Consider the following 26,700-nt stretch of genomic DNA (forward strand, 5'->3'; position numbering starts at 1 on the left):
GCACTGCTCTTGACGGGGAGCGGCTGGTCGGACATGCTGAACACGGTTCAACGAGAGCACTGCTCTCTATCCAGCCTCCCGCTCTGAAGGGTTCTCCCATGTCACTGCACGTGATCGTCGGTGCCGGTCCGGTCGGCACCGCCACCGCCCGCCACCTCGCCGAGCGGGGCGAGCAGGTCCGGCTCGTCACCCGACGGGGCACCGGCCCCGTCGACCCGGCCATCGAGCGGATCGCCGCCGACGCCGCCGACACCGACCGGCTGACCGCCCTCACCGGCGGGGCGGTCGCGCTCTACAACTGCGCCAACCCCGCCTACCACCGGTGGGCCACCGACTGGCCGCCGCTGGCCGGTGCACTGCTCACCACCGCCGAGCGCACCGGCGCGGTGCTCGCCACCGTCGGCTGCCTCTACGGCTACGGCCCGGTCGACGCGCCGATGACCGAGGACACCCCACTCGCCGCCACCGGCACCAAGGGGCAGGTCCGCAACCGGATGTGGACCGAGGCGCTCGCCGCCCACCACGCCGGCCGGGCCCGGATCACCGAGGTACGCGGCTCGGACTACCTCGGTGCCGAAGGCAACTCCCTGCTGCCGTTGGTGCTGCCGAAGGTGCTCGCCGGGCAACGGGTCTTCCTGCCGGTGAACTGGGACGCCCCGCACAGCTGGACGTACGTCGGGGACGTGGTGCGCACCCTGGTCGCCGCCGCCACCGACGAGCGGGCCTGGGGACGGGCCTGGCACGTGCCGAGCAACCCGGCCGTCAGCGCCCGCGAGCTGGCCGGACGGGTGGCGCAACTGGCCGGCGCCCCGGCGCCGAGGCTGGTCCGGATGCCCTACCCGTTGCTCTGGCTCGGTGGCCTGAACGACCCGTTCGCCCGCGAGCTGCGGGAGACCGCACACCAGTTCGCCCGGCCCTTCGTGCTGGACTCGACCCGGGCCACCGAAACCCTGGGCATCACGCCGACCCCGCTGGACGAGGCGCTGGCCGACACCGTCCGGATCCTCGCCGCCACCATCCGGACGCCCACCCCGGCGGGCGGGGCGCACTGACCGCCGCCCGACGGTCGGGCCGCGCGGACGCTCGACCGGCCGACGGCCCGCCCGACGGCAGGTCCGGTGCGCAGGTCAGCGACGGTGCACCGGGCCGAGCGCCGCGACCAGCACCGCGACCAGGGTGAGTGCCGCGCCCGCCAGGGTGGCCGGGCCCGGGTGCGACGCCGCCGTCGGGAGCACCACGTCCAGGACGACGGCCCCGACGACCTGGCCGGCGATGGTGGCGAGCCCCAGCAGCAGCACCCCGGTGAACCGGACGAGTGCCGCCGCGACCGCGATGAAGACGATGCCGATCGGGCCACCCAGATAGAGCCACGGCTCGGTCGGCAACCGGCCGGCGGGGCCACCCCGGATGGCCACGTCCACGCCGAAGGCGACCAGCAGGGCCGCCGTACCGACGGCGAAGTTGACTCCGGTGGCGGTCAGCGCGCTGCCCGCGGCCGCGCGGACCAGGCCGTTGACCGCCTGCTGCCAGGCCAGGCCCAACCCGGCCAGCAGGGGCAGCAGAGCCAGCGCCAGGGTGCCCGGGTTACCCAGCCGGTCACCGACCGCCAGCAGGACGGCCAGCACGGTCAGCACCGCGCCGGCCAGCCGGGCCACGGTCACCGGCTGACGCCCACCCGGCCCGATACCCGCCCGGTCCACGGCCAGGCTGCTGGCCGACTGCCCGGCGACCACCGCCACCGTGAAGACCGCCACGCCGAGCACGCCGATGGTGAGGCCCTGGGTGGCGACCAGGAACGCCCCGCACACCCCGCCCAGCATCTGCCAGGGGCGCAACGTGCCGGAGCGCAGCGCGGCACGCAGGTCGGCCAGCCCGCGTCGCCCACCGGGCAGCGCGGGGACCAGCACCAGCAGCACCACCAGGCCGAGACCGAAGGAGACCACCGCCGCGGCGATCCCGTCGGCCAGGCGTACGCCCAGCTCGCCGTTGATCCGGGACTGGACGGCCACCCCGACCCCGGCGGCGGTCGCCAGCCCGATCCCGGCGATCCGGCGGGAGGTGGGCAGGACGGCGGGAACCGCCGTGCCGGTCGCGGTCACTCCTGCTCTGCCAGGGGCCTGCCGTCGAAGTCCACCGCCGAGTAGAGGGCCAGCTTCTCCAACCGGTGGTACGAGTCGATCACCCGGATCGTGCCGCTCTTGGACCGCATCACGATCGACTGGGTGTACGCCCCACCGGCCTGGTACCGCACCCCGCGCAGCAGGTCACCGGAGGTGACCCCGGTCGCCACGAAGAAGCAGTTGTCCCCGGTGACCAGGTCGTCGGTGCCCAGCACCCGGTCCAGGTCGTGCCCGGCGGCGAGCGCTTTCTCCCGCTCCTGTGCGTCCTGCGGCCAGAGCTTGGCCTGCATCGCCCCGCCCATGCACTTGAGCGCGCACGCGGAGATGATCCCCTCCGGGGTGCCGCCGACGCCCATCAGCACGTCGACGCCCGACTCGCCCCGGGCGGCGGCGATCGACCCGGCGATGTCGCCGTCGGAGATGAACCGGATGCCCGCCCCGGTCCGCCGGATCTCGTCCACCAGGTCCGCGTGCCGGGGACGGTCCAGCACGCAGACGGTGACCTCGGCGACGTCGGTGCCCTTGACCTTGGCGATTCGTCGGATGTTCTCCGCCGGCCCGGCCTCGATGTCGACCACGTCGGCGTACTCCGGGCCGACGGCCAGCTTCTCCATGTAGAACACGGCGCTCGGGTCGAACATCGCCCCCCGCTCCGAGACGGCCAGCACCGCGAGCGCGTTGGGCATGCCCTTGCTCATCAGCGTGGTGCCGTCGACCGGGTCCACCGCCACGTCCACCTCGGGGCCGGTGCCGTCACCCACCTGCTCGCCGTTGAACAGCATCGGGGCGTTGTCCTTCTCGCCCTCGCCGATCACCACGACGCCGCGCATCTGGATCGAGTTGATCAGCTTGCGCATCGCGTCGACGGCTGCCCCGTCGCCGCCCTCCTTGTCGCCCCGGCCGACCCACCGACCGGCGGCCATCGCCGCGGCCTCGGTGACCCGGACCAGGTCGAGGGCGAGGTTGCGGTCGAGATCCTGTGGGACCCGCGTCCTGGTGTTCGTCATGGCGGCTTTCCTCCTCGCGACGGTGCGGGGTGGACCGGCAGGGGCTGCGCTCGCCACTGCCAGCTTTGTCGCTGATCCTCACACGATGCCAGGTCCGGCGGCGGGGCGGGGCGATGGTGGGCGGGATCGCCCCACCGGGCGGCTGCCAGAATGGGCCGGTGGAGCCCGCACAGCCTGCCGACCGCGTACCCGCCGATCCGACCCCGCCGGACGGCCAGCCGCCGCTGCCCCCGGGTGACGGGCCGGTGACCGGTGCCGCCCCCGCCGGGCCCGCCCCCGCCGCCGAACCGGCGCTGGTCGCGGCGGCGGACGACCGGGCGGGCGAGCCGGTGCCGGTCCGCTCCGGCCGGGCGGAGAAGTCCCGCTCCGAGCGCTCGCCGAAGGACATGGCGTTGTCGCTGCTGGTGCTGCTGGTGCCGATCGCCCTGCTACTCGCCTTCTACCGGGGCTTCCTCGGTGGCGAGCAGCCCACCACCGTCGACGCCGCCCCCGCCTACGAGCAGGCCCGCGCCGCGAACGTCTTCCCCGTCACCGAGCCGTCCGGGCTGGGCTCCGGCTGGCGTACGGTCAGCGCGAGCTTCCGCACCGTGGACGACGGGGCGAACCTGCGGGTGGGCTATCTCACCCCGGAGGGGCGGGGCGCCCAACTGGTGCAGAGCAACGTGCCGCCGGAGCGGTTGCTGCCCGCCGAGCTGACCGCCGAGGGGCAGCCGCAGGGGCCGGCCGACCTGGGCGGGGCGAACTGGCAGCGGTACACCGGGCGGGGCAACGAGCAGGCCCTGGTGCTGCTCGAACCGGGCCGTACGGTGATCGTGGTCGGCGACGCCCGGGACAACGAGCTGCGCGAACTGGCCGGCGCACTACGCTGACCGGCCGCGTGACCCTGGTCGGCGCGGTGCTGCGGACGGTCGGCGCGGTCCTGCGGACGGTCGACGCGGTGCTGATCGTGGTCGGGCCAAGCGGCGTCGGTCAGGAAGTCCGCGGCAGTTGCGGGCGGGTGGATTGCGGAAGGCGACGCGCGGGAACAGAAGGGACGCGACCCCCGGGGTCCGGCGCGACCGGGCGGGGATCGCGCGCCACGCGGGAAGCGTCACGCCCGCGACGCCACGCCCCCGACGCCCGCCGGGGGTCGGACGACCCGACTGGAGAGCCTGACGTGACCATTCGACGTTTCAGCGCGGCGGTCTTCGCCGCAGCGCTGCTCACCCCCGGCCTGGCCGCCTGCAACAACGCCGGGAGCGGCGAGGCGGGGGCCTCCGCATCCCCGACGGTCTCCGGCGGCGCCGCCTCGGGCAGCGCCTCGCCGGGCACCTCCGAGGCCAAGCAGGCCCTGCTGAACTCCACCAACGAGATCCGCAACGGCAATTTCCGGTTCACCATGACCGGGGTGGGCTCCACCGCCGAGGGGCAGGTGCACCAGCCCAGCCAGAGCGCCCAGATGAAGCTGAGCATCGGTGACGCGTCCTCGGACCTGATGATGAACCTGGACCTGATCCACGCCAAGCCGGACAGCTGGGTGAAGCTGGACCTGGGCGGCAAGTCCGCCAGCAGCATCCCCGGCGCGCAGAAGCTCAGCCTCGGCAAGTACCAGCACCTCGACCAGACCCGGATCAAGGGCAACAAGTCGCTCGGCTTCGACTTCGAGAAGGTCGACCCGGCCGGCAGCGCCGTGCTGACCCAGGGCATCACCGAGGTCCGGCAGACCGGCGAGGGCGCCTACGCCGGCACCCTGGACGTGTCGAAGGCCGCCGAGGCCGGGTCCGTCGACCAGACGGTGATCACCGCGTTGGGCGCCCAGGCGCAGTCGGTGCCGTTCACCGCGAAGCTGGACCCGCAGGGCCGGCTCAGCGAGCTGGTGGTGCAGATCCCGGCCGCCGGCCAGGTCGCCGCGCAGGACATCAAGATCACCTACTCCGACTACGGCAACGCCACCGCCGCCCAGAAGCCCGCCGCCGACCAGGTGGTCGAGGCACCGCAGGAGCTGTACAACCTGTTCAGCTGAGCGTGTGTACCGACGGCGGGGTGGCCCCGGGGCCACCCCGCCGTCGTCGTGTCCGCCTCAGCACCCGGTGGTGCGGTCAGCCCCGGTTCAGAGCAGTTCCAGGTAGTCGTTGACCCGGTCGTAGGCCACCGTCAGCAGGGTCAGCGGCTCGTCCGAGGCGGCCAGCAGCCGGCGGCACGCGGCGATGTTCGCCCCGGTCGACGGCCCCGCGCCGATGCCCTCGCACTCCATCAGCCGACGCATCCCGTCGATGGCGTCCGCCTCGCTCACCGTGACCATCTCGTCGATGATCTCGGTGTTGAGCACCGGCGGGATCATGCCGATGGACAGCCCCTGGATGCGGTGCGGGACGAACACGTCGGCGAACATGTCGCAGCCCTCCGGCTGCACGCCGAGGATGCGCAGCCCGCCCTGGTGCTGCCGGAGCACCTCACCGATGCCGGTCAGGTGACCGCCGGTGCCGATGCCGGCCACGTAGGTGTCCACCCGGGTGCCGTCCAGGTCGGCGATGATCTCGCGGACGGTGGTCAACCGGTGGATCTCCGGGTTGGCCGGATTGGCCGCCTGGTTGAGCATCACGTACTCGGGGTGCTCGAACTGGATCTCGGTGGCCAGCTCGCCGTGCGAGTTGTTGCCCCGGGTGCTGTCCGAGAGCCGGACGTCCACCCCGAAACTGGCCAGCAGGCGACGCTTCGACTCGCTGTAGTTGTCCGGAATGACCAGCACCACCCGGTAGCCGAGGACCGCGGCGGCGATCGCGATCCCCATCCCGGTGTTGCCCCCGGTGGGCTCCAGGATGGTCTGCCCGGAGCCCGGCTTGAGCAGGCCGTCCCGCTCCGCCGCCCGGATCATGTTCAACGCGATGCGCATCTTGTGGCTGCCGCCCGGGTTGTTCAGCTCCAGCTTGAGCAGGATCTCCCCGGGCAGGTCGGCGGTGAGCCGGCTGAGCCGCACCAGCGGGGTGCCGCCCACCGTGTCCAGAATCGAGTCACGGATGCCCACCTCAACCCACCTCCGCCGCGCGCCGGTCCGGACCGGGCAGGAACCGCAGCTCGGTGTACTCGCCATCGACGCAGCGGAACAACCGCGCCTCCCGGACGCCGGTGTCGTCGATGCCGACCACCAACTGCGTAAGCGTCGGATAGAGCGGCACTCCGTCGATCAGCGCGTTGCGCCGGTCCTCGTCACTGAAGTAGGCCCGGCCGTTGGGATGCGAGTGGTAGAGCACCACCACCGGGTCGTCCCCGTCGAGGTTGTCCTCCAGATAGATCAGGTCGGCGGGGGCCAGCACGTAACCGGTGGTGGCGGTGCGGGGGAACCGGACCGGGTCCTGCCGGTGCATCTCGTCGGCCGTGTTGCGCGCCTCGTGCACCCGTCCACTGGCGTGCACGAACCCGCACGCCTCCCCGGGGTAGGCGGTCCGCGCGTGCTCGTAGACCGCGTCGAGGGTGGACTCGTCGAGCGTCGCCCCGTCGTCCACGGGCACCGGTGCGGGCGTCGCCGCCGACCCGCCCCCGGTCGCCTTCTTGGTCAGACCGAACGCGGCGAGCATGACCACCGCCAGGACCACCGCCAGGGCCGGCAGCGCCGAGTTCTCCAGCACCGCCGAGCCGAACAGCGCCACCACCGGGAAGAGCACGAAGACGTACGACACCAGCACCGCGTCGACGTGCTGGAGCAGGTAGAAGTAGGCGGCGAAGCCGATCACCGAACCGACCAGCCCGAGATAGAGCACGCCGGTGAGGGACCGGCCGGAGACCGCGCCGAGGTCGGGCTGCTCGACGGTCACGCCGAGGACCACCAAGCCCAGCGCGCCGAGCCCGATCGGGAGGGTCTCCTGGGTGAGCACGTGCACCGTGCCGCCGTAGCGGGCCATCACCGCGTACGTCAGGGCGTGCATAACCGCGGCCAGGAGCACGGCGGCCGGCGCGAGGACGCCCCGGGCGCTGATCCCGGCGGTCAGCTGGACGATGCCGACCAGGCAGCCGAGGCCGACCACCACGCCGGCCCACTGCATCCAGCTCACCGAGATCCGTGAGATCAGCACGGAGAACAGCAGCAGGAAGACCACGACCGACGAGAAGATCAACGCGGCCAGGCCGGAGCTGATGTGCTGCTCACCGTAGTTGATCAGGGCGTACGGGACGGCGATGTAGACCACCGCGATGAACGGCACCACCCAGCGTCGCCCCGGCGGCGGCAGCAACGACACCCCGGGTGTGGCGAGACAGACGGCGAGCAGGAACGGGAAGGCCACCAGGAAGCGCAGCCCGGCCGCGGTGATCGGGGGCAGGGTCTCCACACTCATCTTCATGCCGTACCAGGTGGTGCCCCAGATCAGGCACACCAGCAGATAGAGCAGCCCGAGCTGCCAGCGGCCGGCACGCCGGCCGGTGTCGTTCGTCATGTCATCTCCTGGTCACGCGAAGCCGAACTCGTCGAGCGCTCGCCAGAGTTGCTGGAGGTTGTAGAGGACCGTCTCGTTCCCGCAGGTGTCGATGATCCGGAGCCGCTCGTCGGTGCCGGGACGGTTCACCGCGCACCGGACCCGCCGGTCGTCGCGTTCGAGGACCACCACCGGGCGGTGCTGGCCGGTGCTGGTCACCAGGTCGACCTCGATCGCGGCGAGACCGGTGCCGTGCACCTCGACCACGCCCTCGCAGACCGGTACGACGCCGAAGACCCGGACGTTGCACTCGCCGGAGGTGCCCTGGTACTGGTTGAGCAGCCGGACCCGGCGGTGGCTCGGCACGTCGGTGGTGACGATGATCCCGGGCCCGATCAGCACGTCGTCGCCGACCGTCACCGCACCGAGGATGCGGGCGAACGCCCCCACCTCGACCCGGTCCCCGAGCCGGGGGTGCCGCCTGCCGTTGGGGTTGTCGGCGATGCCCCGGGCACCGAGCACCACACCCTGGAGGATGTACGCGTCGTCGCCGATCACCGTGGTCTCGCCGATCACCGTGCCGAGCCCGTGGTCGATGATCAGCCGTCGTCCGATGCGGGCGGCGGGGTGGATCTCCACGCCGGTGCGGACCTTGGCGACCTCGGAGACCCGACGGGCCACGGCGAGCCGGACGTCCTGACCCAGCGGGGTGTCCTCGGCCTGGTGGATGGCGTGCGCCACCCGGTAGGCGAGGGTGGCCCGGTAGGCGATGTAGCTGTCCCAGACGTACCGCCACGAACTGCCGGCGGCCGGGTCCCGGCGGGCCAGCGCGAGCAGGTCCTCCATGGCGTGCGCGCAGATGGTGCGCAGTCGTTGCGGGGACAGCAGCACCTGGGTCACCGACGAGGACGCCTCGGCCTCGGTGATGCGCACGATCTCCTGCCGCAGCAGCGGCTCCAGGGCGTCGGTCGACTCCTGGGCGACGTCTGCCGCCCGGGAGGTCACCGGTGACGGCCTGTCGTCCGGCCCCGGGGGCGGTGTGGAGCCGGTACGGGGGCCGGGCACGCGCTGCCCGGTGCCGGTCGAGCCTGCGGTTTCGTGCAACGACGACTCCATGCGGCTCCTGCTCCCCGTTCTGCTGTGAACCGTCTCCTTTGGCGGCTCGAGTGAGGTGACACTCGCTGCGGTGTCACGACCCGGGAAGCTGGCAATGGCCGCCGAGCGGGCACGGGGCGTTACCAGGTGGTAGTCACAGCCCCCCGCTAACGTGACGATGGAATATTGCTCAAGTCAGTGGCTGAGGGAAATAGCCAATCCTCAGTCCATTGGGGGGAGAGCATGAACGCGGAAGAGTTGGCGGCTCAGCTCGGTGCGTGGAAGCAGGACCAGACCCGGCTCTACCGGGGGCTGGCCGAGCAGCTGCGGCTGCTGATCCGCCTCGGCTCGCTGCCCCCGGGCAGCGAGCTGCCCCCGGAACGCCGGCTCGCCGTGGTGCTGTCCGTCAGCCGGACGACCATCGCCCAGGCGTACAGCCTGTTGAAGGACGAGGGTTGGCTGGTCAGCCTCCAGGGCAGCGGCACCCGGGTCGCGCACGCCCAACCCGCCGTCCTGCCGCCCGCCGACTACGGTGCCGCGGCGAGCGGTTTCATCGCCGACGTCGTCCGCGACCGGGTGCGTACCGTCGACCTGACGGTCCCGGCGCCACCGCCCGGCCCATGGCTGATGACGGCGATGTCCCGGCTGCCCGCCCTGGCCGCCGCGGCACTGCCCGGCCGGGTGTACGAACCGGCCGGCTACCCCGCGCTGCGGGACCGGATCGCCGGCAAGCTGACCGCCGACGGCCGGGTCACCGCCGCCGAGGAGGTGATCGTCACCAACGGCGCGACCCAGGCGCTGTCCCTGCTGGCCGGGGTGTTGACCCGCCGGGGCGACACCGTGCTGGTGGAGGAGCTGACCTGCCCGACCGTGCTGGCGTCGCTGCGTACCGCCGGACTACGGCTGGTCGTGGTGCCGATCGAGCGGGAGGGGGCCGACCCGCAGGCGGTCGAGGCAGCCGTCCGCCGGTACGAACCCTCCTTCATCTATGTCATCCCGACATACCACAACCCGACCGGGTGGACGATGACCGAGCAGCGCCGCGCAGCGGTCGCCGCCATCGCCCGCCGGTACGGGGTCCCGCTGGTGGAGGACCTCACCCTCGCCGACACCCGGATCGACGGCCCCCTCCCGCCGCCCCCGATCGCCGCGTACGCCCCCGGCGCGCAGATCTACACGGTGGGCAGCCTCAGCAAGGTCTGCTGGCCGGGGCTGCGGATCGGCTGGCTGGTCGGGCCCCGCCGGGAGCTGCAACGGATCGTGCACCTGCGGGCCATGTACGACCTGGGCTGCCCGCTGCCCACCCAGTTGCTCGCCGTCGAACTCCTCGACGACCTGCCGCAGATCCGGCTCGAACGGCAACGGGACCTCCTCCTCCGTCGCGACACCCTGCTCGCCGCGCTCGCCGAGCACCTGCCGCAGTGGCGGTACGAGTCACCGCACGGCGGGCTCAGCGTCTGGTGCGCGACCCCCCGACCGCTGCAACAGCTCAACCACGTCGCCCAGCACCACGGCATGCAGTTGATGCTGGGTGCGCACTTCGCCGTGGGGGCGCGCTCCTACCTGGACCATGTCCGGCTTCCCTTCACCCTCGACGAGGGGGAGCTGGTCGAGGTGGTCAAACGGCTGGCCGGCTACTGGGCCGAGGCCGGGCGTGGCTAGGCTCACGATGCGCGACGATCGGTAGTACGCTGCGCCCCCATGGGCATCTCCCACCACGGACGCACCGAACGTCTCGACCTCGCCGACCCGTCCCTGCGCGAGTGGACCTGCCGGGTCGTGCACGTCGACCCCGAGCGCGGCATCGTGCTGGACCGGTCCGCTTTCTACCCCGGCGGCGGCGGACAGCCACCGGACCACGGCGTCCTGCTGTGGCAGGGGGTGCAGACCCGGATCGTCGGCACCCACAAGGGTGACGACCTCTACCTGATCCCCGCCGAGGGCGACCCGACGCCGCCGGTCGACGCCGAGGTCCAGGGCGCGATCGAGGACGAACGCCGGTTCACGCTGATGCGTACCCACTCGGGGCTGCACGTGCTCTGCGGGGTGGTGTTCCGCGACTTCGGCGCGCTGGTGACCGGCGGCAACATGGAGCCGGGCGAGGCCCGGATGGACTTCAACCTGCCGCAGCCCCCCGAGGGCTTCAAGGGGCTGCTGGAGGAGGCGGTCAACAAGGAGTTGGCCACCGACCGGCGGATCTCCGTGCGGGTGCTGCCCCGAGACGAGGCGTTGGCCATCCCCGACATCGTGCGCACCCAGACCAACCTCATCCCCCCGGACGAGCAGGAGGTCCGCATCGTCGACATCGAAGGGCTCGACGTGCAGGCCGACGGCGGCACCCACGTCGCGTCCATCGGGCAGGTCGGGCGGCTCCAGGTGGTCAAGGTGGAGAGCAAGGGCAAGCAGAACCGTCGGGTCCGCATCCGCCTGGTCGGCTGACGCCGGATCAGGCGTCGGTGGCCGACCGGGCGGCGTCGATCCGGGCCCGCGCGCCGTCGAGGGAGCGTTGGCAGGCGGCGGCCAGCCGCTCGCCGCGCTCCCACAACGCCAGCGACTCCTCCAACGAGGTGCCACCCGCCTCCAGCCGCTCCACCACCTGGGCCAGTTCGGCCCGGGCCTGCTCGTAGCTGAGCTGCTCGTCGGCTTTCCGGTCGCTCATCTCGTCCTCGTCTCCTCGACGGTCGTGGTCAGTTCGCCCTCGGCGAGGCGTACCCGCAGCGGATCGCCCGTGGCCACCTCGCCGGCCGCCCGGACCACGTGCCCGTCGGCCCGTTGCACGATGGCGTAACCCCGGTCGAGGGTGGCGGCGGGGGAGAGCGCCCGCAACCGGGCCAGGGTGTGCCGCAGGTCGCCGGTGGCCGCGTCGAGCCGGTGGTGCAGGTTGCGCCCCGCCCGGTCCCGCAACGCCGACACCTCGGCCGCGCGCTGCTCGACCATCACCTGCGGGCGGGCCAGCACCGGCCGGGAGCGCAGCAGGGTCAGCCGGTGCGACTCCCGGTCGACCAGGTTGCGGACCGCCCGCTCCAGCCGGGACCGGGCCTGGCCGATCAGGCGTACCTCGTCGGCCAGGTCGGGGACGACCCGCTTGGCGGCGTCCGTCGGGGTGGAGGCGCGCACGTCGGCGACGTAGTCGACAAGCGGGGCGTCCGTCTCGTGGCCGATCGCGCTGACCACCGGGGTACGGCAGGCGAAGACCGCCCGGCACAGCGCCTCGTCGGAGAAGGGCAGCAGATCCTCGATGCCGCCGCCGCCCCGGGCCAGGATGATCACGTCGATGGTCTCGTCGGCGTCGAGGACCCGCAACGCGTCGACGATCTGCGACACCGCACCCGGCCCCTGCACCGCCACGTTGACGGTGCGGAACTCCACCGCCGGCCAGCGTCGCCGGGCGTTGGTCAACACGTCCCGCTCGGCGGCCGACGCCCGGCCGGTGACCAGGCCGATCCGCTGTGGCAGGAACGGCGGCCGGCGCTTGCGGGCCCGGTCGAACAACCCCTCGGCGGCGAGCAGCTTCTTGAGCTTCTCCAGCCGGGCCAGCAGCTCACCGAGCCCCACCTGGCGGATCTCGTCGGCGCGCAGGCTCAACGTGCCCCGGGCGGCATAGAACTCCGGCTTGGCGTGCAGCACCACCCGGGCGCCCTCGCGCAGCTCCGGTGCGCCGGCGTCCAGGACGTCCCGGTTGGTGGTGACGGTGAGGCTGAGGTCGGCCGACGGGTCGCGCAGGGTGAGGAAGACCGTGCCCGCCCCCGGCCGGCGGCTGATCTGCGCCACCTGCCCGTCGACCCAGACCCAGCCGAGCTTGGCGATCCAGGCGCCGACCTTCTGGCTGACCACCCGGACCGGCCAGGGTTCCTCGGGGGTGCTGCGGGGGGCGTCGGTCACCCGCCCACCCTACGGTCCGCCTCCGACGACCCGGGGCAGCCCCGACCGCCCGCGCCACGCGTCCCGGCCGGGTCCCGGGAGCTGCCGCGTGAGCACGCCACGGGACGGGACGGCGTACCCCCGCTGTGGTACGGGTCGCAGCTCCTGCCGGTGGGGATGCCGGCACGTACGATGGGCGGGTGACCGAGGCTGAGGCGACCCCCAAGACCGGCAAGCGCGTGCTCCTGGCCAAGCCCCGCGGCTACTGCGCGGGGGTGGACCGGGCGGTGCAGACCGTCGAGGAGGCGCTGAAGCTCTACGGTGCCCCGATCTACGTCCGCAAGCAGATCGTGCACAACAAGCACGTGGTGCAGACCCTGGAGGCCCAGGGCGCGATCTTCGTGGAGGAGAACGAGGAGGTACCCGAGGGCGCCACCGTCATCTTCTCCGCGCACGGCGTCGCCCCCGAGGTCTACGAGCAGGCCAAGGCCCGGTCGCTCAAGGCGATCGACGCGACCTGCCCGCTGGTGACCAAGGTGCACCAGGAGGCCAAGCGGTTCGCCGCCGAGGACTACGACATCCTGCTGATCGGCCACGAGGGGCACGAAGAGGTCATCGGCACCGCCGGGGAGGCTCCCGCCCACATCCAGCTGGTCGACGGCCCCGACGACGCCGACACGATCACCGTGCGGGACCCGAGCAAGGTCGTCTGGCTCTCCCAGACCACCCTGTCGGTCGACGAGACGCTGGAGACGGTGGCCCGGCTCAAGACCCGGCTGCCGCTGCTCCAGTCGCCGCCCAGCGACGACATCTGCTACGCCACCTCCAACCGGCAGCACGTGGTCAAGGAGATCGCCCCCGACTGCGACGTGGTGATCGTGGTCGGCTCGCGCAACTCCTCCAACTCGGTACGCCTGGTCGAGGTGGCCCTGGACGCCGGGGCCCGCGCGGGGCACCTGGTCGACTTCGCCCACGAGATCGACGACGCCTGGCTGACTGGTGCCGCCACCGTCGGGCTGACCTCCGGTGCGAGCGTGCCCGACGAGCTGGTCCAGGAGGTGCTGGCCCACCTGGCCGAGCGGGGCTTCACCGACGTCGACGAGGTGGTCACCGCCAACGAGCGGCTGACCTTCTCACTGCCCCAGGAACTCAAGCGCGACATGAAGGCCGCCGCCGCCCGCGGCTGACGGTCCGCCGCGTCCTGGGCTGACGGTCCGCCGCTGCGCTGCGCTGACGGTCCGCCGCGTTGGGCTGGGTGACCGCCGCCCGCTGGGCTGTCGGGCCTTTCGTGCCCGGGGTCGTCGGGGCCCGTGGCCGGGACCGACGGGTTTCCCCGGGGATCGATGCCGGTCCCACGGAACGGAACGCGGAAGGGGTGCGTCCCAGTGGGTATGAGAACTCCTCGGATGGCGTTGGTCGTGCTGCTGGCCGCCGGTGTGGCGCTCACCGGCTGTGGCGGGGACGATGCCGACGTCACCGGCCCCCCGGCCGTGCCGACCAGCTCCCCGACGGACCCGGCCACCCCGTCGCCGGCCTCGGTGGCCCCGTCCACGTCACCCGCAGGCCCGGTGCCACCCGGCGCGTCGGTGCCACCCGGCGGGCCCAAGTTGCCCGGTGGCGGGCCGAAGGTGCCGCCCGGTCCGGGCGCGACCGAGCTGACCGGCACGGTCGAGTCGGGGGTCGAGCCGGGCTGCCTGCTGCTCGACGGGCACCAACTCGTCGGCGGCCCCAAGGACGTGCTCGTCGTGGGGGCCCGGGTCAGCGTCACCGGCCGGGCCCAGCCCGACCTGATGAGCACCTGCCAGCAGGGTGTCCCGTTCGTGGTGGAATCCGCCCGCCGCTCCTGACCCGCCCGGCCCGCCCGGCCCGGTGCCCACGCCTGCGGCCGTGCCCGGGGCCGGCGGGCCGGACCGGCAGGTGGAGCGGGTGGGGGGCGGCCTAGGAGCGGTCGTCGGTGGGGAGCAGCTCGGGGGCCTGGGGCTGGCGGGGGGCCAGCTCGACCTGGGCGGGGACGGCCAGCTCCTGGTCGGAGACGCCCAGCTCGGCCAGCTTGCGCGCACTGACCAGCACCCGTGCCTCCAACGAACCGACCGCCCGGTTGTACGCCGTCACCGCGCCACCGAGCGAGGTGCCGAGCTTGCCGACGTGATCGCCCAGGGTGGACAGTCGGCCGTACAGCTCGCGGGCCAGCGAGTGCACCGCCACCGCGTTGCGGGCCAGCGCCTCCTGCCGCCACGAGTAGGCCACCGTACGCAGCAGCGCGACCAGGGTGGCCGGGGTGGCCAGCACCACGTTGCGGGCGAACGCGTGCTCCAGCAGCGTCGGGTCGCGCTGCAACGCCACGTCCAGGAACGGGTCGGCCGGCACGAACAGCACCACGAACTCGGGGGTGTCGTCGAACGCCGCCCAGTAGGTCTTCGCGGCCAGCGCGTCGACGTGCCCGCGCAGGTGCTTGGCGTGCCGGTCGAGGTGGGTGTCGCGGCCGTGCTCGTCGCGCGCCTCCATCGCCGTCAGGTAGGCGTCGAAGGGTGCCTTGGCGTCCACCACCACCGTGCGCCCGCCGTGCAACCGGACCACCAGGTCGGGGCGGACCCCCTGGTGGTCGGTCGTGGCGGTGACCTGTTCGCTGAAGTCGCAGTGCTCCAGCATGCCGGCCGCCTCGACGATCCGACGGAGCTGGTGCTCGCCCCAACGCCCGCGTACCTGCGGGGCGCGCAGCGCGGCGACCAGCTGTTTGGTCTCGGTGCGCAGCTCGCTGGAGACCGCCCCCATGGAGCGGACCTGTTCGCGCAGCTCGGCGTAGGCGTCGACCCGGTCGCGTTCCAGCTCGCCGACCCGGGTCTCGTAGCGGCGCAGGGTGTCGTGCAGCGGGGCCACCGCGCGGGCCACCGCCTCCTGGGACTGGGCGGTCGCCTCGTAGCTGAGCGCCCGCATCGACTGCTCCAACCGGCCCTCGCCTTCCCGGGTGGCGGCGAGGGTGGCCTCCAGCCGGGCGATCTCGGTGGCCGACCGGGAGCGGGCGGCGTACCAGCCGAGGGCTCCACCGGCGGCGAGACAGACCACCACCACGGCCAGCGTCGAGAAGTCCATCACCAGAGCTTGCCAAACGGGTACGACTCGACGCCCCCGGGTACGTTCGTAGGATGGAATTTCTGCTCGTGGCGATCCTGATCGCCCTGCTGGTCGGTGGTTTCGTCTGGTGGCGGCGGGAGAAGGCGGCCCGGGAGGCGCGCAGCCTCGCCGACGTGCGGGCCGACGCCCAACGGTGGTACGAACGCCTCGGCGGTCAGGTGATGAACCTGCACGGCGACGACCCGGCGGTGCGTCAGGCCCTGGTCGACGCGGGTGAGCGGTACAACGCGGCGGGCAGCCAGTTGGAGCAGGCCCGGACGGTGCACCAGTTCCGGCTGGCCCGGGAGACCGCGTTGGAGGGGCTCGCCTACGCGCGGGCGGCCCGGGTGGCGCTCGGCCTGGACCCGGGCCCGGAGCTGCCCCCGCTCGCCGCCGCGCAGGGGGCCGGGGAGATCACCCGGGAGCGTCAGGTGGACGTGCAGGGGCAGACGTTCAGGGCCGGCCCGCAGCCCGGCCGGGACACCCCGTACTACTACCCGGGCGGGCGCTACCAGGGGCGGCCGGTGCCGGCCGGCTGGTACTCGACGCCCTGGTGGAAGACCGCGTTGGGGGCGGGCGTCGGTGTGGTCGGCGGGATGCTGATCGCCGACGCGCTCTTCTCGCCGGCGTTCGCCGACCCGGGTTACGACGCCGGCTACCAGGAGGGCTTCGGCGACGGCGCGGACTTCGGCACCGCCGGTGACTTCGGCGGGGGTGACTTCGGCGGCGGTGGGTTCGGCGGCGGCGACTTCGGGGGTGGCGACTTCGGCGGTGGTGGCGACTTCTGACGTCAGGGCTCACGCTGTGGGCCCCGACCGGTCCCTACCCGCCGCGCACCTACCGCGATCCGGGCCGGCCCGGATCGCTTCGGCCGGCCTGGATCGCTGCGGCCGGGCCGAGCGGGCCCCTGCGGTAGCCGTGGCGTCGGCAGGGGCCCGGCGCGTCAGCCGGTGTTGCGCATCCCGGCCGCGATGCCGTTGACCGTGGTGAGCAGGGCACGCTCCAGGGCCGTACCGTCGCTGGGGGCGCGTCGGCCGCCCGGCGCGGTGGCCACCGCCCGGCCGGCGGCGCCGGAGTCCCGGTACTGCCGCAGCAACGCCACCTGGAGGTGGTGCAGCGGCTCCAGGTATGTGTCGCGCACCGCGAGGGTGCGTTGGAGCACCGGTGAGTTCTCCAGCAGGGCCGGCGACGAGGTGACCGCCAGCACCTCCTGCTTGGTCAGCTCGTACTCCTGCTCGATCTTGTCGAAGATCGGGTGCAGCTGCTCCGGAACCAGCGTCTCGACGTACCGGCGGGCGATGCTGAGGTCGGTCTTGGTCAGCATCATCTCCACGTTGGACAGGAACGTGCGGAAGAAGTGCCAGTTGCGGTTCATCTCGGCCAGCACGTCCTCCAGGCCGGCGGCGCGGGCGGCGGCGAGGCCGGAGCCGACCCCGAACCAGCCGGGCACGATCTGCCGGGTCTGCGTCCAGCCGAACACCCACGGGATGGCCCGCAGGCCGCCCAGACCGGCCCCGGTGTTGGGCCGCTTCGCCGGCCGGGAGCCGATGTTGAGCGCACCGAGCAGCTCGGTCGGCGTGGACGCCCAGAAGTACGCCGGCAGGTCCGGGTCCTCCACCAGCCCACGGTAGGACCGGAAGGCCGACTCGGAGACCACGTCCATCGCCGCGTCCCAGGTCTCCAACTGCTCGGCGGGTTGCCGGGGTGCGGTGTGCAGCAGCGTGGCCTGGAGCACCGCGGCCACGGTCAGTTCCAGGTTCTCCCGGGCCAGCGCCGGCAGGGTGTACTTGTCGGAGATGACCTCACCCTGCTCGGTCACCTTGATCGCGCCGTCCAGGGTGCCGTACGGCTGGGCCAGGATCGCCTCGTGGGTGGGGCCGCCGCCGCGCCCGACCGTGCCGCCCCGGCCGTGGAACAACCGCAGGTGCACGCCGTGCTGGGCGGCCACGTCCCGCAGCGCCCGCTGGGCCCGGTGGATCGACCACTGGCTGGTGGTGATGCCGGCCTCCTTGTTGGAGTCGGAGTAGCCCAGCATCACCTCCTGCACGTCGCCCCGGGCCGCGACCAGCGCCCGGTAGGCCGGCAGGGAGAGCAGTTCGTTGAGCATCTCGCCGCCGGCGTTCAGCTCGGCCGGGGTCTCCAGCAGCGGCACGAAGCCGATCCGGGCCCGCCCGGTGTGCACGTCGACCAGGCCGGCCTCCCGGGCCAACACCACCGCCGCGAGGACGTCGTCCACGCCGAGGGTCATCGAGATGATGTACGACTCGATGACCTCGCCACCGAACCGGTCCTGCGCCTCGCGGATGGTCCCGAACACGTCGAACGTCTTGCGCGCCCCCTCGGTCAACGGGGTGTCCAGGGCGGACAGCGGCCGGCGGCCGGTCAGCTCGTCGGCGAGCAGCTTGGTGCGCTCCAGGCGGGTCAGCGCCGGGTAGTCCGACACCTCGCCGACCGCCGCGTACAGCTGGGTGAGCACCTCGTGGTGCTTCTCGGCGTGCTCCCGTACGTCCATGGTGGCCAGGTGCAGGCCGAACGCGGAGACGGTACGGATGGTCGAGGCGAGCCGGCCGACGGCGGTGAGCTGCCCGGAGTTGCGGGCCAGCGAGGCGCGCAGCAGCTCCAGGTCGGCGATCAGCTCGCCGGAGCCCTGGTAGTCGCGGCCCGGCACGTGCGGGGTGCCGGCGCGCAGCCGCTCCCGGGTGTTGGCCAGCTTCGCCTTCACGCAGCGGGCCTTGAGCCGGTAGGGCTCCTCGGCGTTGACCCGGCGGAACCGGGGGGCCACCTCGGGCAGCGCGTCCAGGTCGGCGGCGAGGCTGGCCGACAGGTCCAGCGACACGGCGCGTAGCCGGCGGGAGACGGAGACCTCGTTGACCAGGTGCTCCATCGCCGCCTCGGTGGCGGTGATGCCGTGCTCGTGCTGGATGCGCAGCACCTCCCGGGTGACCACGGGGGTGACGAACGGGTTGCCGTCCCGGTCGCCGCCGATCCAGGTGCCGAAGGTCAGCGGGCGCGACGTCGGCGAGGTCTCCACGCCGAGGGTGCGCAGCGTGTCGGCCAGGTCGTCGAGCACCTGCGGGGCGGCCTCGGCGTACAGGTCGCGCAGGTAGTAGATGGCGTTGCGGGCCTCGTCGGTCGGGTCGGGCCGGTCGAGGCGCAGCTCGTCGGTCTGCCACATCAGGTCGAGCAGTTCGGCGAGGCGGCGGTTGGCCGGGCCCTCGTCGCTCGCACCGTAGAGGATGGCGTTGGCGGTCTCGGTGTCCAGTTCGTCGGCGATGGCGCGCAGCTTGGACAGGATCGACCGGCGGGCCGCCTCGGTGGGGTGGGCGGTGAAGACGGGGCGTACCGCGAGGCGGCGGGCGGCGGCGGCGATCTCCTCGGCCGGCACCCCGCGCTCGGCGATCATCTTGGCGGCCTGATCGAGCCAGCCGCCCTGGATCGCCCGACGGCGGCGCAGGTCCCGGGCCCGGTGCACCTGCTCGGTGATGTTGGCCAGGTGGAAGTAGGTGGAGAAGGCGCGGGCCAGCTTGGTGCCGGTGGTCACGTCCAGCCCGCCGAGGCGCTGCGCGGCGGCCGGCGCGTCGGAGCGGACCTGGGCGCGGATCTCCTCGACCAGGTCGAGCAGCGGCCGACCCTCCTGCCGGGCCAGGGTCTGGCCGAGCAGGGTGCCGAGCCGGCGGATGTCGGCCCGCAGGGCGGCGTCGGGCCCGTCGTGATCATGCTGGTCGGTCACCGTGCGCTCCTTACGTGAGTACGAAGGACAGCGCTGTCCGACTCCCTGGATGGTATCTGCGCGGCCCGGTCGGCGAGGAAGGGGTTCGGTGTGTCACCTTCCCCACGATCGCCGTGTCCCACCCCCGCCCGGTGGATTCGACCCCGCCCGCCGGCGGTCCGGCCTCACCCGTCCGGTCGGGTGTCGACCCGGTGGGTGGTGGTCCGGCGGGCCCGGAACCGGGCGGCGGTGAGCAGGCCGAGCAGCCCCAGAACGGCCCAGGTCAGCAGCCCTGCCAGGGGCCAGCGGGCCGACCGCCAGTCGAAGTAGACGGCCGACTTGAGCAGGTCGGTGGCGAGGCCGGGGACGTTCCAGCGGTGCATCCCGCGCAGCGCGGCGGGCAGGAACTCCGGGGCGTAGATGCCGCCCGAGCCGGGGTTGCCGAGCACCACCAGCAGCAGGATCACCAGCCCGGTGCCGAGCAGTCCCAGCCAGCCCTGCACGGCGGCGGCGACCATCGCGGCGGTGAAGACGGTGAGCGTGCCGACCGCCGCCACCGTGACCAGGTCGTGGTCCCAGACGTCGAGGACCGGGCCGACCAGCACCGCGCCGATGGTCCCGAGCAGCACCGCGTGCACGGCCAGCGAGCCGATCCGCAGTCCGGCCCGGCGCAGCCCGCGTGGGGCGGTGCCGAGCGAGACGCCGAGCGCGGTCGAGGCCAGGTAGCCGCCGAGCACCAGCCCGACGGCCAGGTAGAACGGCACCAGACCGCGCGGGTCGTCGGGGGAGACCGGCACCTGGTCGGTGACGGTGAGCGGCAGTCCGGCCTGCTGGGCGGCCGGGGTGAGGACCCCGGTGACCAGTTCGGTGGCGGCCGGGGCGGAGGCGCTGGCGGTGGCGAGGGTGAGCGTGCCGTCGGGGGCCGAGGTGAGCACGGCGTACACCTGGCGGGCGGTGAGGGCGTCGTCGGCCGCGCCCGGGTCGGCGTACCCGATGGGCTCGATGGTGTCGGTGCGGGCCCGCACGGCGGTCAGCAGCGCCTCGGCGCGCTGGTCGCCGGTCACCACCCCGACCGGCACGTCCCGGGGGTGCGGCTGGTGCAGCGCGCCGACGTAGGCCGCGATGAACGCGCTGGCCAGCACCAGCGTGCCGAACAGCAGCGCCGCCGTGCGGGGCAGCCAGGCCCGGGTCCGCGGCTCCTCGTCCACCGGCTCAGCCTATGGCCCGTAATGCCCGGCCTGTGGGGTTTCGTCAGGCGAAAACCGCTGGTGACGGGCGGTAGGTTCCGACCGTGAGCCGTCCCGCGTACCCCGCCAAACCGAAACCGGGCGACCGGGTCGCCGTCGTCTCCCCCTCCGCCGGCCTGCCGGGTCTGTTCCCGCACGTGTACGAGCTGGGCCTGCACCGGCTGCGCGAGGAGTTCGGCCTGGTGCCGGTGGAGTACCCGACCACCAGGCAGACCCGGGCCGACCCCCGGGACCGCGCGCGGGACCTGACCGCCGCCTTCGCCGACCCGACGGTCACCGCCGTGCTCGCCACCGTCGGCGGCGACGACCTGATCACCGTCACCCCGCACCTCGACGACGCGGTGCTGCGGGCCAACCCGAAGCCCTACTTCGGCTACTCGGACAACACCAACGTCCTCAACCACCTCTACCGGCTGGGGATGGTGGCCTACCACGGCGGCTCGGTGCTGGTGCACCTCGGCCGACCCGGTGCGCCGCACCCGCTGACCCTCGACTCGCTGCGTGCCGCCCTGTTCACCTCCGACTGGTACGAGCTGACCCCCGCGCCGCAGTGGGGTGACGAACCGGGCGACTGGCGGGACCCCGCCACGCTCACGGTCGAACCGCCGATGCTGCCCGGCGAGGGCTGGCGCTGGCGGGGACCGTCGACGGTCGTCGAGGGCCGGACCTGGGGCGGTTGCCTGGAGATCCTGCACTGGCTGATGGCCGCCGACCGGGTCCCGTCGGCCGCCGAACTGGCCGGCTCGGTGCTCGTCGTCGAGACCTCCAACGAGCTGCCCGACGCGCAGGAGGTGTTCCGGATCGTGCGGAACATGGGGGAGCGGGGACTGCTCGCCGCCTTCCCGGCGATCATCGTCGGCCGGCCCAAGGCGTGGGACTTCGCACGACCGCTGCCGGTGGCGCAACGGCTGGCGTGGGCCGCCGCCCAACGGGGTGCCATCGTCCGGGCGCTGAGCGCGTACCGCCCGGACGCGGTGGTGGTCTTCGACGTCGACCTGGGCCACACCGACCCGCAGTTGATCATCCCGTACGGCGGGGAGATCCGGGTCGACGCGGTCGAACGACGCATCGCCGTGCGCTACTGAACGGGACGCGGCCGGGTGTGGAGGTGCCGCACCGGGGTACGGCACCTCCACCGGGCGCCGGACGGCATCCCCGGTCAGCCCGACTGGGGGGTACGCGGGCCTCCCCGAACAGGTCCGCGTCTCCCTCGGCCGTCGCAACGTCGACCGACCGGGCTGGCTGTTCCATCCTCGGTTGGCACGGGGGTCGAAATCTTGAAGATTCGTGCGCGGTTCGGTTCGACCGGCGGCCCCGCCACGACGAGCGCCCCGCGGCCCGGGTGCCGGGCAGCGGGCCGTCAGTCGGCGGGTGCGAGCAGTCGACGCAGGCGGGCGGGCGGATGGCCGACCCGCTCCCGGACCACCCGGCTCAGGTGCGCCTGGTCGGCGAAGCCGTACTCGGCGGCGATCGTCACCAGCCGGGGCGGATCGGAGCGGCCCAACAGATCCAGCACCGCCCGGACCCGCAGCTCGTTGCGGTAGGCGGTGAGGCTGCGCCCGGTGACCCGCTGGAACACCCGGCTCAGGTGGTGCGGTGAGCAGCCGACCAGCCGGGCGACCTCGGTGAGCCCCAGGGTGAAACCCGACGCGGCGAGCACCTGGCGGGCCTGGTCGGCGAGGCGTCGATGGGCGGCCAGGGTGGCCGGTCGCCGCCCCACCGCACGGTCCAGGTCCGCGCCCGGGGCACCCCGGCCCAGCGGGCTGCCACTGAGCAGGGTGGCCAGGAACTGGTGGGTGTGCTCGGTCAGCTCGAAGCCGTCCAGACCCCGCCGGCTGCGGGCCACCAGCATCCGGTGCTCCAGGTCCAACGCGGCGTCGAGCTGACCGTCCCAGCTGCGCCGGGTGAACCAGTCGCGGGCGTCCGGGCGTTCCTCGAGGACCTCGGGGCGGATCTCCAGGCACGAGTAGACGTCGCCGCAGCCGAGCGGATGGGCCACGCTCATCTCGTCGCCGGGTCGGGTCAGCAGCACCGACGTCGCATCGGCGAACGCGATCTCACCGTTGAGCCGGCGCAGGTATCCGCCGGAGCGCCCCAGGTAGACCCGGTAGCCGAGGTTGGGCACCGGGCCCACCCAGCCCGGCTCGTCGATCAGGCAGCGCACCTCGTAGAAGGTCATCCCGTCGGGCAGGCCCAGACCCCGCCACCGTCCCTGGGTGGTCTGTTGGCGTGGGTCCGCGCCCCACTGCTGTGGCATTGGTCCTCCCCCGTTCCGGCACCGCCGCTGCGGGCTCGATTGTCTCCCTCGCGAGATAGGCTGGCGGCCGTGCACCCCCCGGCCCGGCCGGGCGTGGGGGCATCTTCGCGCGCCCCGGGCCGACCGGCGGCTTTCCTGGAAGTGATCACTGATGCTCACCGGACTCTTCTCCGCCGCCCTGGCCGACCCCGGGCTGGCCCGTGCTCGTGACCTGGCGCGCTCCGGTGCCGCCCAGGTCGACGGGCTGGACCTGACCGCCCCGGCCGCGCTGCGCCCGTTCGCCGTGGCCGCCGTCGCCGCCGACGAGCCGGTCGGCGGGGCCGGCCGGCCGGTGCTCGCGGTGACCGCCACCAGCCGGGAGGCCGACGACCTGGCCGCCGCGCTGGGCAGCCTGCTCCCGGCCGGGCAGGTGGCGGTCTTCCCGTCCTGGGAGACGCTGCCGCACGAGCGGCTCTCACCCCGTTCCGACACCGTCGGCCGGCGACTGGCCGTGCTGCGCCGCCTCGCCCACCCCGACACCGCCGACGCGCAGGGGGTGACCGGCCCGCTGCGGGTGGTGGTGGCCCCGGTGCGCTCGCTGCTGCAACCACAGCTCAAGGGCCTCGGCGACCTGGACCCGGTGCAGCTCGCCGCCGGGGAGGAGGCCGACCTGGAGCAGGTCGCCCGCCGGCTCACCGACCTGGCGTACGCCCGGGTCGACCTGGTCACCAAACGCGGCGAGTTCGCCGTGCGCGGCGGCATCCTGGACGTCTTCCCACCCACCGACGAGCACCCGTCCCGGGTCGAGTTCTGGGGTGACGAGGTGGAGGAGATCCGCACCTTCGCCGTCGCCGACCAGCGCACCATCGAAGGCGTACCGCAGCTGTGGGCCCCGCCGTGCCGGGAGCTGCTGCTGACCCCGGCGGTGCGCCGGCGGGCCGCCGCGCTCGCCGGGGAGCACCCGGAACTGGCCGAGATCCTCGACAAGCTGGCCGAGGGCATCCCCGTCGAGGGGATGGAGTCGCTGGTGCCGGCGCTGCTCGGCAGCGAGAGCCTGGAGCTGCTGGTCGACACCATGCCGGCCGGCACCCACGTGCTGCTCTGCGACCCGGAGCGGATCCGCACCCGGGCCCACGACCTGGTGCGTACCTCGGAGGAGTTCCTCCAGGCGAGCTGGGCCGCGGCCGCCGTCGGTGGCCAGGCCCCGGTCGACCTCGGCGCCGCCGCCTTCAAGTCCCTGGCCGAGGTACGCGCCACCGCCCGCGCCCTGCGCCAGCCCTGGTGGACCCTCGCCCCGTTCGGGCTGGTCGAGGCGGACGCCGCCACCCCCACCCGGCAGCCCTGGGAGGATGCGCCGGGCGGGGGAGACGTGACCCCCGACGACGCGATCACGGTGACCCTGGCCGCCCAGCCGGCCCCGCTCTACCACGGTGAGACCGGCCGGGTGGTCGACGACATCAAGCGCTGGACCGGCGAGGGCTGGGCGGTCGCGTTGGTCTTCGAGGGGCACGGTCCCGCCCAGCGGGCCGTCGAGGTGCTCCGCGACGCGGGCCTGGGCGCCCGGCTCACCGAGCAGGTGCCGGCCGCGCCCGCCCCCGGCGAGGTGCTGGTCACCTGCGGCTGCCTGACCGCCGGCTTCGTCGACGAGGCGTCGAGGTTCGTGCTGCTCACCGGCAACGACGTCACCGGTGGCCGGGGCACCTCCACCCGGGACATGCGCAAGATGCCGAGCCGGCGGCGCAACACCATCGACCCGCTGGAGCTGAAGGCCGGCGACTTCGTCGTGCACGAGCAGCACGGCATCGGCCGGTACGTCGAGCTGGTGCAGCGCACCGTCAACGGCGCGTCCCGCGAATACCTGGTCATCGAGTACGCGGCCAGCAAGCGCGGCCAGCCCGGCGACCGGCTCTTCGTCCCCACCGACCAGCTCGACCAGCTCTCCCGCTACGTCGGCGGCGAGCAGCCCACCCTGCACAAGATGGGCGGCTCGGACTGGCAGAAGTCCAAGGCCCGCGCCCGCAAGGCGGTCCGGGAGATCGCCGCCCAGCTGATCCAGCTCTACGCCGCCCGCAAGGCGTCCAAGGGGCACGCGTTCGCCCCGGACTCCCCGTGGCAGCGGGAGCTGGAGGACGCCTTCCCGTGGCAGGAGACGCCCGACCAGTTGGCCGCCATCGAGGAGGTCAAGCGGGACATGGAACAGACCGTCCCGATGGACCGGCTGATCTGCGGTGACGTCGGGTACGGCAAGACCGAGATCGCCGTCCGGGCGGCGTTCAAGGCGGTGCAGGACGGTAAGCAGGTGGCGGTGCTGGTGCCGACGACGTTGCTGGTGCAGCAGCACTACAACACGTTCGCCGAACGGATGAACCAGTTCCCGGTGACCATCCGGCAGCTGTCCCGCTTCCAGACCGCCAAGGAGAGCGAACGGACGTTGGAGATGGTCGCCGACGGCACCGTCGACATCGTCATCGGCACCCACCGGCTGCTCCAGACGGCCACCCGGTTCAAGCAACTCGGCATGGTGGTCATCGACGAGGAGCAGCGCTTCGGCGTCGAGCACAAGGAGCACCTCAAGACGCTGCGCGCCTCGGTCGACGTGCTGAGCATGTCGGCCACCCCGATCCCGCGGACGCTGGAGATGGCGATCACCGGCATCCGCGAGATGTCGACCATCGCCACCCCGCCGGAGGAGCGGCACCCGGTGCTGACCTTCGTCGGGTCGTACGACGACCGGCAGGTGGCCGCGTCCATCCACCGTGAGTTGCTCCGCGACGGGCAGGTCTTCTACCTGCACAACCGGGTGGAGTCGATCGACCGGACGGCGCGGAGGCTGCGCGAGCTGGTGCCCGAGGCGCGGGTGGCGGTGGCCCACGGGCAGATGGGCGAGGAGGCCCTGGAGAAGGTGATGGTCGGCTTCTGGGAGAAGGAGTTCGACGTCCTGGTCTGCACCACCATCGTGGAGTCCGGCATCGACATCCCGAACGCCAACACCCTCATCGTGGAGCGGGCCGACCTGCTCGGCCTGGCCCAGCTGCACCAGATCCGGGGCAGGGTGGGTCGGGGCCGGGAGCGGGCGTACGCGTACTTCCTCTATCCGCCGGAGAAGCCGCTCACCGAGCACGCGCACGAGCGGTTGGCCACCATCGCCCAGCACACCGAGCTGGGCGCGGGCATGTACGTGGCGATGAAGGACCTGGAGATCCGGGGCGCCGGCAACCTGCTCGGCGGCGAGCAGTCCGGACACATCGAGGGCGTCGGGTTCGACCTGTACGTCCGGATGGTCGGCGAGGCGGTGTCGGCGTTCAAGGGGGAGAGCACCGAGTCCGACGAGCTGGCGACCGACGTCCGCATCGATCTTCCGGTCGACGCGCACCTGCCGCTGGACTACGTGGGGGTGGAGCGGCTGCGGCTGGAGATGTACCGCAAGCTCGCCGAGGCGCGTGACGACGAGCGGCTGCGCGAGGTGGTCGCCGAGATGACCGACCGGTACGGCGAGCCGCCCGCCCCGGTGCAGAACCTGGTCGCGGTGGCCCGGTTCCGGTTGCTGGCCCGCCGCTACGGCCTCTCCGACGTGAGCGTGCAGGGCAAGCACCTGCGGTTCGGGCCGCTGCCGTTGCCCGATTCCAAGCAGTTGCGGCTCAAGCGCTACCACCCGGACTCGGTCTACAAGCCGGCCACCGACCAGGTCAGCGTGCCCCGGCCGAGCACCCGCCGGGTCGGTGGCGAGCCGTTGCGTGACCAGGCGCTGTTGGAGTGGTGCGCCCAGCTCCTCTCCGACGTCCTCGGCGAGCCGGCCCCGCTGGCCGGGGCGCGGGCATGAGCGGCCGGTCGGGTCCGGTGACCCGGGGTGGCCGGGGCCGGGGGCGCGAAAGCTGCGGGCGGGGGCCGCAGCGCGTGGTGGGCGGCGTCACCGTAGCCGGGCAGGC

At 73.2% G+C, this 26,700-nt stretch carries 21 protein-coding genes; 10 read left to right on the plus strand and 11 right to left on the minus strand.

The annotated features are described in order from the left end of the window. Window positions 1-98: 98 nt before the first annotated feature. Window positions 99-1,052 (plus strand): NAD-dependent epimerase/dehydratase family protein, encoded by a 954-nt coding sequence (locus tag ACQP2H_RS04570; RefSeq protein ID WP_357536243.1) that lies wholly within the window; start codon window positions 99-101, stop codon window positions 1,050-1,052. 75 nt (window positions 1,053-1,127) lie between these two features. On the opposite strand, the gene ACQP2H_RS04575 is transcribed toward ACQP2H_RS04570, so the two are convergent. After that, complete coding sequence (locus ACQP2H_RS04575; protein WP_219467119.1) at window positions 1,128-2,099, minus strand: DMT family transporter; 972 nt, start codon at window positions 2,097-2,099, stop codon at window positions 1,128-1,130. Next, window positions 2,096-3,127: a class II fructose-bisphosphatase gene (glpX, locus tag ACQP2H_RS04580; protein WP_208568569.1), complete on the minus strand. Its 1,032-nt coding sequence runs from the start codon at window positions 3,125-3,127 to the stop codon at window positions 2,096-2,098. The genes ACQP2H_RS04575 and glpX overlap by 4 nt, the downstream gene beginning before the upstream one ends. A 158-nt stretch (window positions 3,128-3,285) precedes the next feature. On the opposite strand from glpX, the gene ACQP2H_RS04585 reads away from it, so the two are divergent. Beyond that, on the plus strand, window positions 3,286-3,996 hold the full coding sequence (locus tag ACQP2H_RS04585) for a DUF4245 domain-containing protein (protein ID WP_219467123.1): 711 nt from the start codon (window positions 3,286-3,288) through the stop codon (window positions 3,994-3,996). Between the two features lie 287 nt (window positions 3,997-4,283). Further along, a complete protein-coding gene (locus ACQP2H_RS04590) occupies window positions 4,284-5,129 on the plus strand; it encodes a hypothetical protein (protein WP_219467125.1) in 846 nt (281 codons plus the stop codon). 87 nt (window positions 5,130-5,216) lie between these two features. Here ACQP2H_RS04590 and ACQP2H_RS04595 read toward each other — a convergent pair whose 3' ends face one another. From ACQP2H_RS04595 to ACQP2H_RS04605, 3 genes are read right to left on the minus strand one after another with little or no spacing between them, the layout of a single operon-like run. Next, window positions 5,217-6,131, minus strand: coding sequence for a PLP-dependent cysteine synthase family protein (locus ACQP2H_RS04595; protein ID WP_219467126.1), 915 nt, complete (start codon window positions 6,129-6,131; stop codon window positions 5,217-5,219). 1 nt (window position 6,132) lies between these two features. After that, on the minus strand, window positions 6,133-7,536 hold the full coding sequence (locus ACQP2H_RS04600; RefSeq protein ID WP_433231241.1) for an EamA family transporter: 1,404 nt from the start codon (window positions 7,534-7,536) through the stop codon (window positions 6,133-6,135). A gap of 12 nt (window positions 7,537-7,548) precedes the next feature. Further along, window positions 7,549-8,631, minus strand: a complete 1,083-nt coding sequence (locus ACQP2H_RS04605; RefSeq protein ID WP_357536247.1) for a serine O-acetyltransferase — start codon at window positions 8,629-8,631, stop codon at window positions 7,549-7,551. A 222-nt stretch (window positions 8,632-8,853) separates the two neighbouring features. On the opposite strand from ACQP2H_RS04605, the gene ACQP2H_RS04610 reads away from it, so the two are divergent. Together ACQP2H_RS04610 and ACQP2H_RS04615 are read left to right on the plus strand one after the other, a co-directional pair. Next, window positions 8,854-10,272 (plus strand): PLP-dependent aminotransferase family protein, encoded by a 1,419-nt coding sequence (locus ACQP2H_RS04610; protein ID WP_219467133.1) that lies wholly within the window; start codon window positions 8,854-8,856, stop codon window positions 10,270-10,272. A gap of 39 nt (window positions 10,273-10,311) precedes the next feature. After that, window positions 10,312-11,049: an alanyl-tRNA editing protein gene (locus ACQP2H_RS04615; RefSeq protein WP_219467136.1), complete on the plus strand. Its 738-nt coding sequence runs from the start codon at window positions 10,312-10,314 to the stop codon at window positions 11,047-11,049. A 7-nt stretch (window positions 11,050-11,056) separates the two neighbouring features. Here the strand turns inward: ACQP2H_RS04615 and ACQP2H_RS04620 are convergent, their stop codons facing one another. After that, window positions 11,057-11,269: an exodeoxyribonuclease VII small subunit gene (locus tag ACQP2H_RS04620; RefSeq protein ID WP_219467138.1), complete on the minus strand. Its 213-nt coding sequence runs from the start codon at window positions 11,267-11,269 to the stop codon at window positions 11,057-11,059. Then, on the minus strand, window positions 11,266-12,492 hold the full coding sequence (gene xseA, locus ACQP2H_RS04625) for an exodeoxyribonuclease VII large subunit (protein WP_219467152.1): 1,227 nt from the start codon (window positions 12,490-12,492) through the stop codon (window positions 11,266-11,268). Before xseA ends, ACQP2H_RS04620 begins: the two co-directional genes overlap by 4 nt. 179 nt (window positions 12,493-12,671) lie before the next feature. On the opposite strand from xseA, the gene ACQP2H_RS04630 reads away from it, so the two are divergent. After that, on the plus strand, window positions 12,672-13,658 hold the full coding sequence (locus tag ACQP2H_RS04630; protein WP_219467161.1) for a 4-hydroxy-3-methylbut-2-enyl diphosphate reductase: 987 nt from the start codon (window positions 12,672-12,674) through the stop codon (window positions 13,656-13,658). 204 nt (window positions 13,659-13,862) lie between these two features. Continuing rightward, complete coding sequence (locus tag ACQP2H_RS04635; protein ID WP_357536250.1) at window positions 13,863-14,318, plus strand: hypothetical protein; 456 nt, start codon at window positions 13,863-13,865, stop codon at window positions 14,316-14,318. Between the two features lie 91 nt (window positions 14,319-14,409). On the opposite strand, the gene ACQP2H_RS04640 is transcribed toward ACQP2H_RS04635, so the two are convergent. After that, entirely contained in the window at window positions 14,410-15,561 is a 1,152-nt protein-coding gene (locus ACQP2H_RS04640; protein WP_208568557.1) for a DNA recombination protein RmuC, read from the minus strand. Window positions 15,562-15,614: 53 nt separating this feature from the next. Here ACQP2H_RS04640 and ACQP2H_RS04645 point away from each other — a divergent pair, with 53 nt between their 5' ends. Then, on the plus strand, window positions 15,615-16,370 hold the full coding sequence (locus tag ACQP2H_RS04645) for a hypothetical protein (RefSeq protein ID WP_357536252.1): 756 nt from the start codon (window positions 15,615-15,617) through the stop codon (window positions 16,368-16,370). A gap of 155 nt (window positions 16,371-16,525) precedes the next feature. Here the strand turns inward: ACQP2H_RS04645 and ppc are convergent, their stop codons facing one another. Further along, window positions 16,526-19,312: a phosphoenolpyruvate carboxylase gene (gene ppc / locus ACQP2H_RS04650; RefSeq protein ID WP_357536254.1), complete on the minus strand. Its 2,787-nt coding sequence runs from the start codon at window positions 19,310-19,312 to the stop codon at window positions 16,526-16,528. Between the two features lie 164 nt (window positions 19,313-19,476). Beyond that, window positions 19,477-20,499 carry a hypothetical protein gene (locus ACQP2H_RS04655; RefSeq protein ID WP_219467169.1) on the minus strand — a complete coding sequence of 341 codons (1,023 nt, stop codon included), beginning with the start codon at window positions 20,497-20,499 and terminating at the stop codon, window positions 19,477-19,479. An 83-nt stretch (window positions 20,500-20,582) separates the two neighbouring features. Between ACQP2H_RS04655 and ACQP2H_RS04660 the strand changes: the two genes are divergently transcribed. Further along, entirely contained in the window at window positions 20,583-21,623 is a 1,041-nt protein-coding gene (locus ACQP2H_RS04660; RefSeq protein WP_219467171.1) for a S66 family peptidase, read from the plus strand. 275 nt (window positions 21,624-21,898) lie between these two features. Here the strand turns inward: ACQP2H_RS04660 and ACQP2H_RS04665 are convergent, their stop codons facing one another. Beyond that, window positions 21,899-22,795 (minus strand): helix-turn-helix domain-containing protein, encoded by an 897-nt coding sequence (locus ACQP2H_RS04665; RefSeq protein WP_219467173.1) that lies wholly within the window; start codon window positions 22,793-22,795, stop codon window positions 21,899-21,901. A 151-nt stretch (window positions 22,796-22,946) separates the two neighbouring features. On the opposite strand from ACQP2H_RS04665, the gene mfd reads away from it, so the two are divergent. Continuing rightward, complete coding sequence (gene mfd, locus ACQP2H_RS04670; RefSeq protein ID WP_219467176.1) at window positions 22,947-26,594, plus strand: transcription-repair coupling factor; 3,648 nt, start codon at window positions 22,947-22,949, stop codon at window positions 26,592-26,594. Window positions 26,595-26,700 lie beyond the last annotated feature (106 nt).

It is taken from the genome of Micromonospora sp. CA-248260, assembly GCF_050942205.1.
Classification (GTDB): domain Bacteria; phylum Actinomycetota; class Actinomycetes; order Mycobacteriales; family Micromonosporaceae; genus Micromonospora; species Micromonospora antibiotica.

What these genes read in the sequence shown, in the direction of transcription:
- ACQP2H_RS04570 (WP_357536243.1), top strand. Translation starts at nt 99, where the DNA reads ATGTCACTGCACGTGATCGTCGGTGCCGGTCCGGTCGGCACCGCCACC.
- glpX (WP_208568569.1), bottom strand. Translation starts at nt 3,127, where the DNA reads ATGACGAACACCAGGACGCGGGTCCCACAGGATCTCGACCGCAACCTC.
- ACQP2H_RS04600 (WP_433231241.1), bottom strand. Translation starts at nt 7,536, where the DNA reads ATGACGAACGACACCGGCCGGCGTGCCGGCCGCTGGCAGCTCGGGCTG.
- ACQP2H_RS04605 (WP_357536247.1), bottom strand. Translation starts at nt 8,631, where the DNA reads ATGGAGTCGTCGTTGCACGAAACCGCAGGCTCGACCGGCACCGGGCAG.
- ACQP2H_RS04610 (WP_219467133.1), top strand. Translation starts at nt 8,854, where the DNA reads ATGAACGCGGAAGAGTTGGCGGCTCAGCTCGGTGCGTGGAAGCAGGAC.
- ACQP2H_RS04615 (WP_219467136.1), top strand. Translation starts at nt 10,312, where the DNA reads ATGGGCATCTCCCACCACGGACGCACCGAACGTCTCGACCTCGCCGAC.
- ACQP2H_RS04620 (WP_219467138.1), bottom strand. Translation starts at nt 11,269, where the DNA reads ATGAGCGACCGGAAAGCCGACGAGCAGCTCAGCTACGAGCAGGCCCGG.
- ACQP2H_RS04635 (WP_357536250.1), top strand. Translation starts at nt 13,863, where the DNA reads ATGAGAACTCCTCGGATGGCGTTGGTCGTGCTGCTGGCCGCCGGTGTG.
- ACQP2H_RS04640 (WP_208568557.1), bottom strand. Translation starts at nt 15,561, where the DNA reads ATGGACTTCTCGACGCTGGCCGTGGTGGTGGTCTGTCTCGCCGCCGGT.
- ACQP2H_RS04645 (WP_357536252.1), top strand. Translation starts at nt 15,615, where the DNA reads ATGGAATTTCTGCTCGTGGCGATCCTGATCGCCCTGCTGGTCGGTGGT.
- ACQP2H_RS04665 (WP_219467173.1), bottom strand. Translation starts at nt 22,795, where the DNA reads ATGCCACAGCAGTGGGGCGCGGACCCACGCCAACAGACCACCCAGGGA.
- mfd (WP_219467176.1), top strand. Translation starts at nt 22,947, where the DNA reads ATGCTCACCGGACTCTTCTCCGCCGCCCTGGCCGACCCCGGGCTGGCC.